Raw genomic sequence first — 14,771 nt, 5'->3', positions numbered from 1 at the left:
GTTTCCACGGCGGGCTCGCCCGCCGGCTGCTCCGGTATCGACTCCCCGCGCAGGATCGCGAGTTCGAGGCGCTGGAGGTCAGGGCCGGGGTCGACGCCGAGCTCGTCCAGCAGGTGTTCCTTCACCCTGCGGTACTCGGCCAGCGCCTCGGCCCGTCTGCCGGTCCGGTAGAGCGCCTCGATCAGCTGCTCCCAGAACCGCTCGTGCACGGGGTGCGCGTGGGCGGCGGTCCAGAGCTCGACCAGCACTTCGCGACATCGGCCGAGCGCCAGTTCGATGTCGTAGATCCGCTCGGCGGTGCGCAGCCACTCCTCGGTCAGCCGGGGGACGTCCTCGCGGTGCAGCGACTCGGAGTTGACGTTGCTGAGCACCGGTAACCGCCACAGCGCCAGGGCCGAGCGGAGCAGTTCCAACTCGGCGGCCGGGTCCGGCGCGGCGGCGGCCCGGCTCAGCAGCGCGCGGAACTGCAGCAGGTCCAGGGTCCGTTCGTCGGCCGCCATCCGGTAGCCGCCGGGCACTGCCTCGATGGTGTGACCCGAGATCCCGTACTTGCCGAAGAGCCGGCGAAGTCGCAGGACACAGGTCTGCAGAGCGGCCTTCGCGGTGGCCGGCGTCTCGCTGCCCCAGATCACGCGTTGCAGCGATTCGACGGACACCACGGAGTTGGGATTGACCAGCAGGGCGGCTAACAGCGCGGCCGGCTTGGAGGATTGGAGGACGGCGACCTCGCGGCTGTCCGCGATCGCGAGCAGCCCGAGTACCGTGAAGCGGGCCGGGGTGACATCGTCGGGAATCCCCTCGGCCTCGCCCACATGTGCCTCCCGGTGTCGTACATATGCCGCACGGACCTCGGCGGACTCGACATCGCCCCGCAGGTGGGCGGTTGCCGCCGTCTTGACCTGGCGGCGACAACATCCTTGGGCCCAGAACGTACGGGCTGCCGTTCGGACAAGTCAACGCTGCGGATGGTCATTTCCGTTAACATTGGCCCAAGAACCCGATGATTCCACCCTATTGAGACGCCAGGTCAGCGGAACTCGAGCGTGATTCGAGCGCCACTCCAGCATCCGGGCACGCCGTCTCTCTGCGGTCCGTCCCTCGGGAGTCCGTCTCTCAGCGCTCCGGTGCGGCGCCGTCCAGCGCGGCGGTCAGGCGCGCGAGGACCGCGCCGGCTGCCTCGCGGGTCACCGGGTCGGGGTCGTCCAGGCGGGCGGCGATCAGCTCGGCGGCCGCCGCGATGACCGGGATGGGAAGCACGGCCTCGCGCAGGTGCAGCAGTTGGGCGGCGGCCCGCTCGCCGGGCGTGCTGACGGGGAACTGCGGGATGAGGGCGGTCAGGCCGCGCGGGCCCGGGTGTGCGCTGGTCATCGGGCCATTGTGCAGGTTCCGGACCGGCGCCTCGGCTCCCTCGGTGGTGAGCGCGCCGTGCGAACGGCGGTGTCGGGCAGGCCGGACGAGGCGGCCGCGGCGGGTGGGCACCCGCACGGCCGCCGGGTCGTCCGATCGGGACGGCTGCCTACTTGCCGGATCCCGCCTTGGCGAGCGCCGCGTACAGGCCACGCGACGGGCGCTGGGCGCGGTTGGCCTTGACGAGGCGCTCCAGCAGCGCGCGCACCGCCTTGACGTCACTCTCCGCGCGCCCGAGGGCGACGGTGACCTCGGTGGCCCGCAGGGCTCCGGTGGCCTCGGCGAGGACCTTCAGGGCGTCGTCCGAGACCCTGGTGGCCCGCTTCTCCGCCTTCGCCTCAACCGGCACCGCCACCGCTACGGGTTCCGGAGCCGGCTCCGGCACGGCCGCCGGCGCGGGCTTCGCGGCGGGCGTGGCCCGCTTGCGGCGGACGGGCTGCGCCGCGCGCTGGGCGGGCACCGGAGCCTTCGGGGTGCGCTTCCTGGCCGGCCGGGCGGCGGCCGGCTCGACCGCCGTTTCAGCCACGGCCGTTTCAGCCGCGGCCTGTTCGACCGCGGCCTGCTCAACTGCCGCCGGTTCCCTGGCCGCAGGGATCTCGATGGCCGGCCCGTCCTGCACGAGCGGCGCTGCGGCGAGCGAGCGCAGGCTGCTCAGTGCGCCGCGCACCGCATCCAGACGCTCGGTTACCGCAGCCAACTCCTGTTCCAGCGTGTGCTGTTGACCCTCCAGCCGCGGAAGCTCCGCCTCCAGCAGAGCAACGGTGGATTCGACGCTGCTGTGTGTCCCGAACGTGATCGCCAAGGTGTCCTCGCTTCACTCACGACACGACCACATTTGCGGTCGCCTCCAACGACTGTACGGCTTCTACCCGGTGGACACCGGCCGTTGCCATACGACATCCAATTTTTTCCACATCGGACCGTCGCATCAGCGCACCAAGGACACTCGAAAGAGCTAAACACGCCGACTGTGCGAGAGAAGTCGGCGGATTCGACCTGCTGTTCACACCCAGGTCCGTGGCCAGCTCCTGCCCCTGCCTGTGCCCCTGCCTCCCTTGCTTCCCTGCGACGCGACCGCGGTGCTTCCTACGCCACCAGCACCCCGAACGTGCCCATCGTCCTCGTGCACCGGGGTGATCGACTCCGTCCCGTCGGCCCGGCTCCGCGCAGAACCCCCGCGCTGGACGAGGATGGGGGGAGAGGAGGGGCGAGGAAGGGAACGGTGATGTCGTGACGACTCCGGTTCTGCCGGGTGCGCTGGCCCCGCTGGCGCCGCTGCTGGAGAACTACGGCTATCTGGCCGTGGGGACGCTGGTCTTCCTCGACAACTGCCTGGTGCCGGTGCCGGGACAGACCGTCATGATCGCGGCCGCGGTGTACGCGGGCGCGGGTCGGCTGAGCATCGCGGCGGTCGTCGCAGTCGCCCTCACCGCGGCGATCGCGGGCAACAGCCTGGGCTACCTGATCGGCCGCAGCGGCGGACGGGCCTTCGTCCATCGCTACGGCCGCTACGTCCTGCTCACCCCGGAGCGGTTCGCCAAGGCCGAAGGGTTCTTCCAGCGCAACGGCGGCAAAGTCGTCGTCGTCGCCCGCTTCATCGACGGGCTGCGCCAGACCAGCGGCGCGCTGGCCGGGATCAGCGGCATGCGCTGGCGCAGATTTCTGGCGTTCAACACACTGGGCGCCGTCCTGTGGGTGGGCGTCTGGTCCGGACTCGGCTATGCGGCCGGTACCGACATCGGCCCGATCTACCGGCAGGCCATCCGCTTCCAGGTCTACCTGCTGATCCTGGTCGGTGCGGTCGTCCTGGTGCTGCTGATCCGCTACCTGCTGCGCCGCCGCCGTGCCCCGGAGTGAGGGCGGGGTAGCAGGGGCCGGGTCCGGTGCTCAGGCCTGCCCGGTGTCGAAGCGGCTGACCTTGCCGTCGGAGACGGTGAAATGCCACTTGGTACGCATCTCACCCCAGGTGTCGTTGCGGTAGCGGGCGACCAGCGACCGCCCGTCGGCGCTCTGCGACTCGATGTCCATATGGCCGCGGGAGGCGAAGATCTCGTGGTCCGACCACTGGCCGAGGTCCCGGTCCGCGCCGTCGTCGGACATGGTGGCGTCGGTGGTCAGCGCCCCTTGGAAGGCAGCACGGTCGTTCGCGTTGATGGCGGTGACCAGGGCGCGTACGGCCGGGTCGGACAGCTGGTCGGTGGGGATCACGGGACGCTCCTCGTGGGGTGCAGGGGTTTGGTGCAGGGGTTTGGTGGAGGGGTCTGATCGGGCCGGTGCGGCGAGCTGCTCACGGCCTCAAGCCGTCACCGTACCCGGGCGCCCGACGAGGTGGCGGGACGTCAGTTCCCGGCGTGCCAGGCAGGCTCAACCGCCGCCGCAGGCCGCTGTTACCGTACCGCTGTGCACACCACCATCGATGAGATCGGGCGCTCCGGAGCCAGGCTCGGCGCGTCCGTCGCCGCGCTGAGCGACGCGGACCTGCGCGCGCCCTGCGCGCTGCCCGGCTGGACCCGCGGCCACGTCGTCGCCCACGTGGCCCGCAGTGTCGACGCCTACCTCTGGCTGCTCGCGCTGGCCCGCACTGGTGCGGAGCCGGCGCCGCGCCAGGGCGCCGACGCGATCACCCGGGCCGTCCAGGACGGCGCGGGACGCCCCGCCGCCGAGCTCACCGCCGACCTGGGCAGTCGGCTCGCCCGCCTGGCCGAGGAGTGCGTGGCGATGCCCGCCGACGCCTGGGACACCCTGGTCCCGGCCCTGGCGGGCTGGCTCCACCCGGCCTGGTACACGCTGCACCGCGCCTGGCGCGAGTTCGAGACCCATCACGTCGACCTCGATGTCGGCTACCGCACCGCTGACTGGCCTGCCGAGTACGTGGCGTGGGCTCTGGACGACACCGCCGCCGCGCTGCGGGCACGCGAGTTCCCGGTCGCCCGGATCGAGGCCGTCGACCTCGGCCGGGCCTGGACACTGTCCCCGACCGGCCCGCAGGTCAGCGGCCCAGGTCACGCCGTCCTCGGCTGGCTCAGCGGCCGACTGCCCGACACCGCGCTCGCCGCGGCCTCCGCCGACCGTCTGCTGCCGACGCCGCCCAGCTGGCCGATGCCCCCGTCGCCGGCTTGGACCTGACACCCGAGCTGGACCTGACACCTGACTGGGCCAGACGGCGAGCTGGACCTGACCCCGGCCGGCCCGGGACCCGCGCTCTTCGGCCCGCGCGAGACTGCCATGCCCCCGTAACACGCGTCCATTGACCGCACGCCGCGACCGCGCCAGCATCGGCGCATGACCTCACCGACCTGTTCCGGCAGCCGGTAGCCCCGCCCGCCGCTCGCCGGCGGCGCCCGTGGGCCACCGGCGCCGCTGCCGCCCCCGCCGGAACGTCGACCGAGGACTCGCCGATGCCGCTCGCTCTCATCGCCACGCCCGTACCGCAGGCCGGGCCCGAACAACCCGACGGCGCAGCCGCCGTGCTGCGTGCCGCGCTGCACCGGGGTCCGCTGGCCCGTTCGGCCATCAGCCGGGAGACCGGACTCAGCCCCGCCTCGGTCTCCCGGCACGCCGCCGAACTGCTCGCGCTCGGCCTGGTCCACGAACCGCCGCCGCCGGCCCGCCAGCCGCCCCGGCCCGGCCGTCCCCGGGTGCCGCTGGACATCGACACCGCGCACCACCTGGCTGCCGGCGTGCACATCGCGGCCCCGCGGCTCACCTTCTCGCTCACCGACCTGCGCGGCCGTGTGGTGGCTCAGGAGCAGGGACCGCGCCAGGCCGAGGCGCCGGATGTCCTGCGTGACATCGCGCGCCACCTGCCCGGGTTCCTGGCACGCCATGCGACCGGCCGCTCGGTGCTCGGGCTCGGCGTGGTCACCGGTGGGTGGGTGGATCCGGACGCCGGGACGCTGGTGGAGAACGCCGCCCTCGGCTGGCGCGACGTGCCGCTGCGCGCCGTGCTCGCGCGCCGCATCCGGCTGCCGATCCACATCGACAGCCACGCCCGCGCGCTGGCCCGGGCCGAGACGCTCTTCGGCGCGGCCCGGCACGGCGATCTGGTCCACCTGTTCGTCGGCAACGTCGTGGATGCCGCGATCGCCGCCGGCGGCAGCCTGCTGCGCGGACGCCGCAACCGGGCGGGCGGCATCGCGCACCTGCCGGTGCCTGGCTCGCGACAGGTCTGCCCGTGCGGACGCACCGGCTGCCTGCAGGCCACGGTCTCGGACCGAACCCTTGCCGAACGCGCGGCGCGCGGCCGGATCATCCCCCGCCCGGAGCTGGGCCTGCTGCTCGACGCCGCGCGCGGCGGCGACGCCGACGCGCTGGAGCTGTGCCGCGAACGCCTACGCCTGCTCGCGCACGCCGTGGGGCTGCTGCTGGACATGATCGGACCGGACGTCCTGGTGCTGACCGAAGCCGTCACGACGTACCTGCCCGAACTGCTGGCCGAGTTGCACCACGAACTCGGCCCGGGTGCCGAACAGGTGGTGCTGGCAGGCTCGTTCGGCACTCAGGCGCTGGCCGTCGCGGCCGGTGCGCCGGTGCTCGCCAGTGTGCACCAGGACCCGTTGGCTCTGCGTACCAGCGGGAGTTACTTCCACACCGTCACAAATCATTGCCCACCAGGGCACATCACGGCAGGCTGAACCCATGGACGCACAGCAGAAGGCGATGAACCGGGCAGCCGCAGGCCGGCACCCCGTCAACGCCTTCCGCCTGCACCACTTCGCCGGGCTGGGCTGTTTCCGCCCGTTCAAGTCCCGCTGACAGCGCTCGTGGCCGTTCCGAGCCGCTGACCCGCCCTCCGCCACCACATCTCCGCCACCACCCCTCCGCCACCACCTTTCTGCCACCACCTCTCTGCGACCCCGGAGCCCCTTCAGCATGTCCGCATCCCGCAGGCAACTGCACCTGAACCTCTTCCTGATGGGCGTCGGCCACCATGAGGCCGCCTGGCGCCACCCCCGCACCAACCCCGCAGACCTGGCCGACATCCGCCACTTCCAGCGGCTGGCGGCGACGGCGGAGGCGGCCGCGTTCGACTCGGTCTTCCTCGCCGACGGCGTCGAGGGCCCGAAACCGGGCACCAACGCCTGGGTGAGCCACTTCGAGCCCTTCACCCTGCTCGCCGCACTCGCGGTGAGCACCGAGCGGATCGGCCTGATCGGCACCGTCTCCACCGGCTTCACCGAGCCGTACAACCTGGCCCGGCAGTTCGCCTCGCTGGACCACCTCTCGCGCGGACGAGCGGGCTGGAACATCGTCACCTCGGCCGGCGACCGCGCCGCCCGCAACTTCAACCGCACCGCGAACCAGGAGCACGCGGCCCGCTACCGGCGAGCGGCCGAGTACCTGGAGGTCGCGCAGAGCCTCTGGGACAGCTGGGAGGACGACGCCCTGCTGCTGGACCGGGCCACCGGCACGCTCACCGCACCCGACCGGCTGCACGAGATCGACCACTGGGGTGAGCACTTCCAGGTGCTCGGCCCGCTCAACATCCCTCGCCCGCCGCAGGGTTACCCGCTGCTGGTGCAGGCCGGCTCCTCCGCCGACGGCCGGGGCTTCGCCGCCCGCTTCGCCGAGGCCGTCTTCACCGCCCAGCAGACGCTGGCCGAGGGCCAGTCCTTCTACACCGACCTTAAGCGCCGGGCCGTGGGCTTCGGCCGCGACCCGGACCACATCAAGGTGCTGCCCGGTGTGGTGCCGGTGCTCGGCTCAACCGAGGCCGAGGCAAAGGAGTTGGACCAGGAGCTTGACCAACTGATCAGCCCGGCAAGGGCAGTGGGAACGCTGTCCACGATGCTCGGGGTGGACCTCAGTGAGCACCCGCTGGACCAGCCGCTGCCGCCGCTGCCTCCGGTCACCGTGATCAACGGCGCGAAGAGCCGCTTCGAACTGGTCCGCGACCTGGCCGAACGCGACCGGCTGACGCTGCGTCAGCTCATTGGCCGACTCGGCGGCGGACGAGGCCACCAGGTGGTGGTGGGCACGCCCGAGCAGCTGGCCGACCACATCGAGCTCTGGTTCACCCAGGGCGCGGCGGACGGCTTCAACGTGATGCCGCCGATCCTGCCCGATGGCCTGGAGTTGTTCACCGAGCACGTGGTGCCACTGCTGCGCGAGCGCGGCCTGTTCCGCACCGAGTACGAGGGCGCCACCCTGCGCGAGCACTACGGCCTGCCCCGCCCCGCCAACCGCTACACCACCCACGACGCCAATCGCCGCACCACCACCCCTCACGTCCCCGAAGGAACGCGATGAGACGCGCAAAGCCCCGCCGTGCCCCGCTCGCCGCGACCCTCGCGGCACTGCTCCCGCTGCTCCCGCTGCTCGCGGCCTGTGGTGGCAGCGCCACAGCCGACGGAGCGGCGAAGTCACCTGGCCGGGTGACGCTGCGGATCGGCGACCAGGGCAAGGACTTCCAGACCCTGCTGGCGAGCTCCCACGCCCTGGACGGCGCCGACTACAAGGTGGTGTTCGACCAGTTCAACAGCGGCCCGCTGGTCAACCAGGCCTTTGCGGCCGGCGCGATCGACCTCGGTGTCATGGGCGACACCCCCGCCATCTACGCGGCGGCCGCCGGGCTGCCGGTGGACGTGGTCGCGGCCAGCCACACGGTCGGCGCCGGCTACACCCTGGTGGCCCGCGCGGGATCCGGCATCCACAGCCTGGCCGACCTCAAGGGCCGCAAGGTCGCGTACTCCAAGGGCACCGCCAACCAGGGCTTCCTGATCCAGGCGCTGGCCACCGCGAAGCTCAAGCAGTCGGACATCACCGCGGTCGACGTGCCACTGCAGAACGTCGGCCAGGTGCTGGAGTCCGGCACGGTGGACGCCGCCACCGCCGCCCCGCAGGATCTCGTCAACTACGACGCCGACCACCCCGGCGGGGTCCAGCTGATCAACGGCCGGCAGGTCTCGTCCGGTTACAGCTTCTGGCTGGCCTCGCGCGCCGCACTGGCCAAACCCGCCGAGCGCGCGGCGGCCGAGGACTTCATCGGACGCGTCATCAAGGCCACCAGCTGGTCGACCGCCCACGCCGACGCCTGGATCGCCGCGTACTACGTCGGCGTCGACAAGCAGACACCTGCGGCCGGCACGTTGATCTGGCAGGCCTCCGGCGAGAGCCGCTACGCCGTCCTGGACGGGACCGTCCGCAGCGCCCAGCAGCGCCAGGCCGACCTGTTCCTGGCCAACGGCCTGCTCCCGGCCAAGCTCGACGTCGGCGCCGAGTTCCCGGCCGATGTGGTCAAGGACTTCGGCGCTGTCGTCGCCCCCAACCAGCAGTAACCCACACACCACCAGAAGGGAATTGCCATGACCGAGTCGACCAATGCGACCACCGATGCGACCACGTCGATCACGTCCACCGATGCGACTGGGCTGACCGTACGCCGGGTGGCCGGCCACATCGGCGCCGACATCGAGGGCGTCGACCTGAGCCTCCCCCTGTCGGACGAGAGCGTGGCGCTGATCCGCCAGGCCCTGCACCGCCACAAGGTGGTCTTCTTCCGCGGCCAGACCCTGGACCACGCCACCCAGATCGCCTTCGCCCGCCAGTTTGGCGAACTCACCTACGCCCACCCGCACGACGACACCCCGCCCGAGGAGCACCCCGAGATCTTCACCATCGACCCGCGCCGCTTCGAGGAGCGCTACGGCAAGGACTTCCTCGACGACTACCGCAAGACCCGCTACTCCTACTTCGACGGCTGGCACACCGACGTCACGGCCGCGGTCAACCCGCCCGCCGGCTCGATCCTGCGCGCCGAGCACGTGCCGGAGTTCGGCGGGGACACCCAGTGGACCAACCTGGTCGCGGCGTACGAGGGGCTGTCGGCGCCGGTCCGCGCCTTCGTCGACACGCTGCGCGCCGAGCACCGCTACGGCGGCAGCCGAAGGGTGGGCGGCGACAGCGACTACGCCAAGCGGATCAACGGCAACCTGCTGGTGGCCGTGCACCCGGTGGTGCGGGTGCATCCGGAGACCGGCGAGCGGGCGCTCTTCGTCAATCCGGGGTTCACCAGCCACATCGTGGGTGTCAACGCCCGCGAGAGCAAGCTGATCCTGGAGCTGCTCTACGCGGAGATCACCCGTCCCGAGTACACCGTGCGGCTGCGCTGGGAACCGGGCCAGGTCGCCTTCTGGGACAACCGGGCCACCGCGCACCTGGCCCCGCGCGACCTGGAGCACCTGGACGTCGAACGCCGGTTGCACCGGGTGACTTTGATCGGCGACGTGCCGGTCGGCCCCGACGGGCAGGAGTCGGAGTTGGTCGCCGGGCGCCCGTTCACGGCCGACCACCGGGTCGCCGTCACCTCCTGAGCCCGCCTCCTGGAAGGGAAAACCGTCATGGCGTCCACCACTGTGCCCACTGCTGTGCCCACCGCTGCGGCCCCCGAACTCGCCCCCGGAACGGTCCCCGGCGCCCAGGCGTCCGCGACACTGGTGGACGCCTCGACGCTCAGCCGTTCCTCCCGCTCGGCCCGCTCGGCCCGCTCGGCCCGCTCGGCCCGCTCGGCCCGCTCGGCCCGTCTGTGGATACCGCTGCCGCGCGGCGTGCGGCGGCTGGCCGGCCCGGTCCTGGTCCTGCTGAGCTGGCAGGCGCTGGGCATGCTGGGGCAGATCAATCCGCGAATCCTTGCCACTCCGGGGCAAGTCATCTCTGCTGCCTGGCAGTTGACCAGGGACGGTGAGCTGCAGAGCAACCTGCTGGCCTCGCTGCAGCGGGTGGTCGAGGGTCTGGCCATCGGGGTGAGCCTGGGCGTCCTGCTCGCCGTACTGGCGGGGCTGTTCCGGCTGGGCGAGGATCTGGTCGACTCGACCATGCAGGTCATCCGGGCGCTGCCTGCGCTGGGCCTGCTGCCGCTGGTGATCATCTGGTTCGGAGTGGGCGAGGCGCCGAAGATCGCCCTGGTCGCCTTCGCCACCGCCTGCCCGGTGTATGTGAACACCTATGCCGGCATCCGGGGTGTGGAGAACCGGCTGGTCGAGGCGGGCCGGGTGCTCGGTCTGGGGCGGGCCGGACTGATCCGGCACGTGATCCTTCCCGGCGCGGTGCCCGGCTTCCTGATCGGCCTGCGGTTCGCGCTGACCAGCGCCTGGCTGGTGATGATCATCGCCGAGCAGCTGAACGCGACCAGCGGGATCGGCTATCTGATGAACCAGGCGCAGGCCTGGTACCGCACCGACATCATCGTGCTGGGCCTGCTGATCTACGGCCTGCTCGGCCTGGGGGCGGACGGGTTGGTACGGCTGCTGGAGCGGCGCCTGCTGGTGTGGCGGCGCGGATTCGATGGAGGGTGACAGTGACTGAACTGGCGGTACTGGGCAGGGACATCCGGCGGTCGTTCGACGGGCGCGCGGTGCTGGCGGGGGTCGACCTGGAGATCCGGCGGGGTGAGTTCCTGGCACTGCTGGGCCGAAGCGGCTCCGGCAAGAGCACGCTGCTGCGGGCCATGGCCGGACTTGACCCGGAGTACGACGGCGAACTGCTGGTGCCACGGCGGCGCTCGGTGGTCTTCCAGGACCACCGGCTGCAACCCTGGAAGCGCGTGCTGGACAACGTCGTCCTCGGCCTGCCGAAGCAGGGCGCTTGCCAGGCGGGTCTGACGGCATTGGAGGAGGTGGGCCTGGCCGACCACGCCCGCGCCTGGCCGGTCACCCTCTCCGGCGGCGAGGCCCAACGCGTCTCCCTGGCCCGAGCGCTGGTGCGCGAGCCGGAGCTGCTCCTGCTCGACGAACCCTTCGGCGCCCTGGACGCCCTGACCCGGATCAGGATGTACGCCCTCCTGCGTGACCTCTGCCGCAAGCACCGCCCCGCCGTCCTCCTGGTCACCCACGACGTCGACGAGGCCGTCCTCCTGGCAGACCGCGTCATCGTCCTCACCGACGGCCGCCTCGGCCCACCTCACGAGGTCGCGCTCCCCGCCCCGCGCCCGCGCACCCACCCGGACTTCGCCGCACTGCGCTCCGCACTGCTGGGGGAGCTGGGTGTGCAGGAGGCGGCGGCCACGGCTGTCAGCTGACAGAATCTGCCATCTGGTATCTGCTACCTGTCGACTGTCATCCGTTACCGGTTCGGGCATCGAGCCGGAGGTGACAATCAACTGACCGATATCAGAATCTGTCAGCCGTCAGCCGTCAGCTGCCGGCCAGGTGGTGCTGTCGAGGTGGTCCAGCAGCGAGCGGTCCGCTGCGCGCTGGCGGCGGTCGAGGACGTCGTGTGGGGCGTCATCGATTGCGGTACGCACGCTGTCCAGGAGTTCTTCCAGCGGTCGGGCGTCCTGGCAGTACTCGGGTTCGGGGGCCCAGAAGGTCATGTCGTCCATGGTGGCCCCGCCGTGCTCGCGTGGTCGGCTCACTGGGCCGACCGGGTGAGCGAGCGGCAGGACCGGCGGTCAGCCCTGCTCGGCGGGTCGACCGGCCACTCGCCGTACCAGCTCGGCTGCGGTGTGCCGCATCCGGGCCAGGGCCCGGCGCATCGGGCGAAGAGTCATCGTGGTCAACTCCCTGTCCAGCAGAACATCCAGTCGTGCCATCGCCTCGATCTCCTGCAACCTCTGCCGTTCCTGCGCCGTCAGCGGAGCGCCGTCCATGACCGACATCGCACACCTCCACCCACCAGTCCCTCTCCCCCTCGCCTGCCCGCCGCAGGTGGCCTCCACACCCACCGAATTGCCCTCCAGTGGCGACGGCTCGCCTGGTGCGAAACGCTTCATGGGGAGCCTTTCGGCCAGTGCGGGAGTGCAGACTGCAGTGGTGCTGACTGCGGCAGTGACGCGCGTGGAGGCAGAGGAGAGCGGCCATGCAGAAGATCACCACGTTCCTGTGGTTCGACTCGCAGGCGGAGGATGCGGCGAAACACTACACCTCAGTTTTCGACGACTCCAGGGTTCTCGAGGTGCACCGTTACGGCGAGGCCGGCCCAGGGGAGGCCGGCGCGGTCATGACAGTCGTTTTCGAACTCGCCGGGCAGCGCTTTATCGCGCTCAACGGTGGCCCGCTGTTCACGTTCAGTGAGGCGATCTCGCTCCAGGTCGACTGCGCGGACCAGAACGAGGTCGACGACCTCTGGGCCAAGCTCACCGACGGCGGAGAGGAGGGCCCGTGCGGCTGGCTGAAGGACAGGTTCGGCCTGTCCTGGCAGATCGTGCCCCGGCGGTTGCCCGAGCTGCTCAGTGACCCCGATCCGGTGAAGGCGCAGCGCGTCATGGAGACCATGATGAAGATGAAGAAGATCGACATCCAGGCCCTGGAGGATGCCGGCTAACTAATCCCCGCCGCACCCCGCAGGCCCCCGCAGGCCCCCGCCGACCCCGGGGGCGGGGGCACCGCTGAGCCCGCTCCTACGCCGGCGCGCTACCCGCCGCCGGCGCGCGCAGCGCCAGCCACTCCTGCAGCTCGATCAGATTCCCTTCCGGGTCCTCCAGGTATGCGACCCGTATCCGTTCGCCCATCGGGCCCGGGGCTCGGGTGAACTCCGCTCCCCGCGAGGTGAGTTCGGCGTGGGCGGCGTCGAGGTCGTCCACTCGCAGTACCACCAGCGAGCGGTAGCCCTCCGGCTCCGACCCCAACTGCCCCAGCACGTCGGCCAGCTGCGCCCGATCCTGCAGCGCGATCGCGGCGTGTCCGGTATCGGGACTGAGCTTGGCGTACGGGCCGCTCTCGGCCTCGAACTGCGGCTTGAGCCCGAGCACATCCCGGTAGAAGCGGTAGACGGCGGGGAAGTCGGAGACCAGCAGGCGTATCTGGGTGAGTTCCATGCCGACCTTTCTAGCCCAGTTCTGACTCCGGTTCTGACTCCAGGTCCGATCCGGTTCCGAATCCGGTTCCGGCTCGATCGCGATCTCCGCGCGCCTCGCTGCAGTTCCAACGGCGCACACTCAGTGGCCGGCCAGGTTGAAGGCAGCGCTGGCTATCCCGTACTGGGCGGCGAACGACGCGCCGTTGCGGCTGGTCGGGGTGAGCGAGTAGACGAGGTCGCGGGCCGCGTCCTGGGTGGCGAAGATGCCGCTGCTGTAGCCGGGGCGGCTCCCGGTCTTGCCCCAGAGCACCACACCGTCGGACGGGCTGAACCGCATCAGTCCGGTGCTGAAGCAGGCGTGCCCGGCGGTCGGGCCGAGGTCGCAGTTCGGGTTCTGGAAGTTCGGCACGTCCGGTACCGAGTACAGCTCGGCCTGCTGCGCGGGAGGCAGCAGCCGGCCACGCAGCAGCGCGGTCAGGAAGCGGTCCAGGTCGGGTGCGCTGGAGATCATGCCGCCCTCGGCCCACGGCCACGGGCTCTGCCGGGTGACGTCGACCTGAGTGGTCGAGCCGTCCGGCCGGGTGACGGTCAGGTAGGCGTGCGCGGTCGGGTCCGGCAGCCGGGTGTCGTCGGCGGCCGGGAGCGAGGTGTCGTGGAGCCCGAGCGGGCGCAGGATTCGCGCATTCACCTCCTGCGCGTAGGAGTGGCCGGTGACCTGCTCGACCAGCAGACCGGCCAGGTAGTAGTTGAGGCCGTTGTACTGCTGGGCGGTGCCCGGCTGGAACTGCATCGGCTGGGTGCCGGCCTCGGCCACCACCTGCTGCGGCGTCCAGCCCTCGGCCTTGTGGTCGACGAACCACTGCGCGCTGCCGTCGTCCCCGCCGAGGTCGCCGCCGGTGGGCAGGCCGCTGGTGTGGTTGAGCAACTGACGGACGGTGATCAACGGATAGGAGGCCGGCAGGACACCGGGCAGGTACTGCTGGATGGCGTCGTTCAGGTCCACCCGCTGCTCGGCTGCCAGCTGCAGCACCACGGTGGCGGTGAAGACCTTGGAGATGCTGCCGATCCGGAACCGCCCGTCGGCCGCCACCGGACGGCCGGTAACCAGGTCACCGGTGCCGGAGGTGCCCGACCAGTGGCCGTTCTTGCCGTCCACCAGGACCACCGCGCTGGTGAGTTGAGCGTTCGGCAGGCCGGCGATCGAGGCGCGCAGGGCCTGGGCGTTCGGGGGCGGTAGCGTGCCGGCGGCCTGGGCATCGGTCGCGGCCCCGGCGGTGAGCGCGACCACCAGCGCGCCGATCGCTCCCGCGCCGGCCCAACCGCGTTGGGCGGAACGGCGGTTTACGGCGGTGATGGTCATCTCGGTACTCCCTGGCAGTGGTTCGTGGCCCAGTTGCTGACACCGAGAATTCTGTTGGACCATGCCCGCCCGGCCATCCGGGATCCACCCTGACCGGGCCCTGACCAGGCCCTGAGCCGGCCCTGACACCACCCCTGACGCCGCCTCTGCCCACGCCCCCGAGAACCGGACTGAAGGCGCGCTCGGTCGGGTGTGCTGCGCCCTCCTCCGGTAAGTCGGCGCGGACGTGCTGCGGGTTCCGGCTTGTGCTTGCCGCTGCGTCAACTCATAC

General features: G+C 71.3%; 16 protein-coding genes and 1 pseudogene. 9 read left to right on the top strand and 8 right to left on the bottom strand.

All coding sequences use genetic code 11. The annotated features are described in order from the left end of the window. Positions 1-35 precede the first annotated feature (35 nt). From P3T34_RS04685 to P3T34_RS04675, 3 genes and pseudogenes are all read right to left on the bottom strand, one after another. Positions 36-812 (bottom strand): annotated as a pseudogene (locus P3T34_RS04685) (AfsR/SARP family transcriptional regulator); the annotation flags it as partial. 301 nt (positions 813-1,113) lie between these two features. Further along, a complete protein-coding gene (locus P3T34_RS04680; protein WP_280664694.1) occupies positions 1,114-1,368 on the bottom strand; it encodes a hypothetical protein in 255 nt (84 codons plus the stop codon). A gap of 148 nt (positions 1,369-1,516) precedes the next feature. Then, on the bottom strand, positions 1,517-2,209 hold the full coding sequence (locus tag P3T34_RS04675; protein WP_280664693.1) for a prephenate dehydrogenase: 693 nt from the start codon (positions 2,207-2,209) through the stop codon (positions 1,517-1,519). A gap of 428 nt (positions 2,210-2,637) precedes the next feature. On the opposite strand from P3T34_RS04675, the gene P3T34_RS04670 reads away from it, so the two are divergent. Beyond that, complete coding sequence (locus tag P3T34_RS04670; protein ID WP_280664692.1) at positions 2,638-3,264, top strand: DedA family protein; 627 nt, start codon at positions 2,638-2,640, stop codon at positions 3,262-3,264. Between the two features lie 30 nt (positions 3,265-3,294). Here the strand turns inward: P3T34_RS04670 and P3T34_RS04665 are convergent, their stop codons facing one another. After that, entirely contained in the window at positions 3,295-3,615 is a 321-nt protein-coding gene (locus P3T34_RS04665; protein WP_280664691.1) for a nuclear transport factor 2 family protein, read from the bottom strand. Between the two features lie 192 nt (positions 3,616-3,807). Here P3T34_RS04665 and P3T34_RS04660 point away from each other — a divergent pair, with 192 nt between their 5' ends. From P3T34_RS04660 to P3T34_RS04630, 7 genes are all read left to right on the top strand, one after another. Continuing rightward, entirely contained in the window at positions 3,808-4,533 is a 726-nt protein-coding gene (locus tag P3T34_RS04660) for a maleylpyruvate isomerase family mycothiol-dependent enzyme (RefSeq protein ID WP_280664690.1), read from the top strand. A 272-nt stretch (positions 4,534-4,805) separates the two neighbouring features. Further along, positions 4,806-6,041 carry an ROK family transcriptional regulator gene (locus P3T34_RS04655; RefSeq protein WP_280664689.1) on the top strand — a complete coding sequence of 412 codons (1,236 nt, stop codon included), beginning with the start codon at positions 4,806-4,808 and terminating at the stop codon, positions 6,039-6,041. A 238-nt stretch (positions 6,042-6,279) separates the two neighbouring features. Beyond that, positions 6,280-7,656: an LLM class flavin-dependent oxidoreductase gene (locus P3T34_RS04650; protein ID WP_280664688.1), complete on the top strand. Its 1,377-nt coding sequence runs from the start codon at positions 6,280-6,282 to the stop codon at positions 7,654-7,656. Beyond that, complete coding sequence (locus tag P3T34_RS04645) at positions 7,653-8,684, top strand: ABC transporter substrate-binding protein (protein WP_280664687.1); 1,032 nt, start codon at positions 7,653-7,655, stop codon at positions 8,682-8,684. The genes P3T34_RS04650 and P3T34_RS04645 overlap by 4 nt, the downstream gene beginning before the upstream one ends. A 27-nt stretch (positions 8,685-8,711) precedes the next feature. After that, positions 8,712-9,719, top strand: a complete 1,008-nt coding sequence (locus tag P3T34_RS04640; RefSeq protein ID WP_280664686.1) for a TauD/TfdA family dioxygenase — start codon at positions 8,712-8,714, stop codon at positions 9,717-9,719. Between the two features lie 27 nt (positions 9,720-9,746). Next, positions 9,747-10,700, top strand: a complete 954-nt coding sequence (locus P3T34_RS04635) for an ABC transporter permease (RefSeq protein WP_280664685.1) — start codon at positions 9,747-9,749, stop codon at positions 10,698-10,700. 2 nt (positions 10,701-10,702) lie between these two features. Then, complete coding sequence (locus P3T34_RS04630; RefSeq protein WP_280664684.1) at positions 10,703-11,422, top strand: ABC transporter ATP-binding protein; 720 nt, start codon at positions 10,703-10,705, stop codon at positions 11,420-11,422. 108 nt (positions 11,423-11,530) lie between these two features. Here the strand turns inward: P3T34_RS04630 and P3T34_RS04625 are convergent, their stop codons facing one another. After that, positions 11,531-11,758 (bottom strand): hypothetical protein, encoded by a 228-nt coding sequence (locus P3T34_RS04625; protein ID WP_280664683.1) that lies wholly within the window; start codon positions 11,756-11,758, stop codon positions 11,531-11,533. Positions 11,759-11,794: 36 nt separating this feature from the next. Then, a complete protein-coding gene (locus tag P3T34_RS04620) occupies positions 11,795-12,001 on the bottom strand; it encodes a hypothetical protein (RefSeq protein ID WP_280664682.1) in 207 nt (68 codons plus the stop codon). Between the two features lie 200 nt (positions 12,002-12,201). Between P3T34_RS04620 and P3T34_RS04615 the strand changes: the two genes are divergently transcribed. Continuing rightward, a complete protein-coding gene (locus P3T34_RS04615) occupies positions 12,202-12,666 on the top strand; it encodes a VOC family protein (RefSeq protein WP_280664681.1) in 465 nt (154 codons plus the stop codon). Between the two features lie 76 nt (positions 12,667-12,742). Here P3T34_RS04615 and P3T34_RS04610 read toward each other — a convergent pair whose 3' ends face one another. Beyond that, the gene (locus tag P3T34_RS04610; protein WP_280664680.1) at positions 12,743-13,159 is read right to left on the bottom strand and encodes a VOC family protein; all 417 of its coding nucleotides are present in this window, start codon (positions 13,157-13,159) and stop codon (positions 12,743-12,745) included. 120 nt (positions 13,160-13,279) lie between these two features. Continuing rightward, the gene (locus tag P3T34_RS04605; RefSeq protein ID WP_280664679.1) at positions 13,280-14,500 is read right to left on the bottom strand and encodes a serine hydrolase domain-containing protein; all 1,221 of its coding nucleotides are present in this window, start codon (positions 14,498-14,500) and stop codon (positions 13,280-13,282) included. Positions 14,501-14,771: the final 271 nt, after the last annotated feature.

This window comes from Kitasatospora sp. MAP12-44 (assembly GCF_029892095.1).
In the GTDB taxonomy this organism is placed as follows: domain Bacteria; phylum Actinomycetota; class Actinomycetes; order Streptomycetales; family Streptomycetaceae; genus Kitasatospora.
This window is presented reverse-complemented; position numbering and strand designations above follow the sequence as displayed.

Bases quoted from the DNA above. Each gene is read 5' to 3' on its own strand.
- P3T34_RS04680 (WP_280664694.1), bottom strand. From the start codon at position 1,368: ATGACCAGCGCACACCCGGGCCCGCGCGGCCTGACCGCCCTCATCCCG.
- P3T34_RS04645 (WP_280664687.1), top strand. From the start codon at position 7,653: ATGAGACGCGCAAAGCCCCGCCGTGCCCCGCTCGCCGCGACCCTCGCG.
- P3T34_RS04640 (WP_280664686.1), top strand. From the start codon at position 8,712: ATGACCGAGTCGACCAATGCGACCACCGATGCGACCACGTCGATCACG.
- P3T34_RS04605 (WP_280664679.1), bottom strand. From the start codon at position 14,500: ATGACCATCACCGCCGTAAACCGCCGTTCCGCCCAACGCGGTTGGGCC.
- P3T34_RS04620 (WP_280664682.1), bottom strand. From the start codon at position 12,001: ATGTCGGTCATGGACGGCGCTCCGCTGACGGCGCAGGAACGGCAGAGG.
- P3T34_RS04650 (WP_280664688.1), top strand. From the start codon at position 6,280: ATGTCCGCATCCCGCAGGCAACTGCACCTGAACCTCTTCCTGATGGGC.
- P3T34_RS04655 (WP_280664689.1), top strand. From the start codon at position 4,806: ATGCCGCTCGCTCTCATCGCCACGCCCGTACCGCAGGCCGGGCCCGAA.
- P3T34_RS04610 (WP_280664680.1), bottom strand. From the start codon at position 13,159: ATGGAACTCACCCAGATACGCCTGCTGGTCTCCGACTTCCCCGCCGTC.
- P3T34_RS04635 (WP_280664685.1), top strand. From the start codon at position 9,747: ATGGCGTCCACCACTGTGCCCACTGCTGTGCCCACCGCTGCGGCCCCC.
- P3T34_RS04615 (WP_280664681.1), top strand. From the start codon at position 12,202: ATGCAGAAGATCACCACGTTCCTGTGGTTCGACTCGCAGGCGGAGGAT.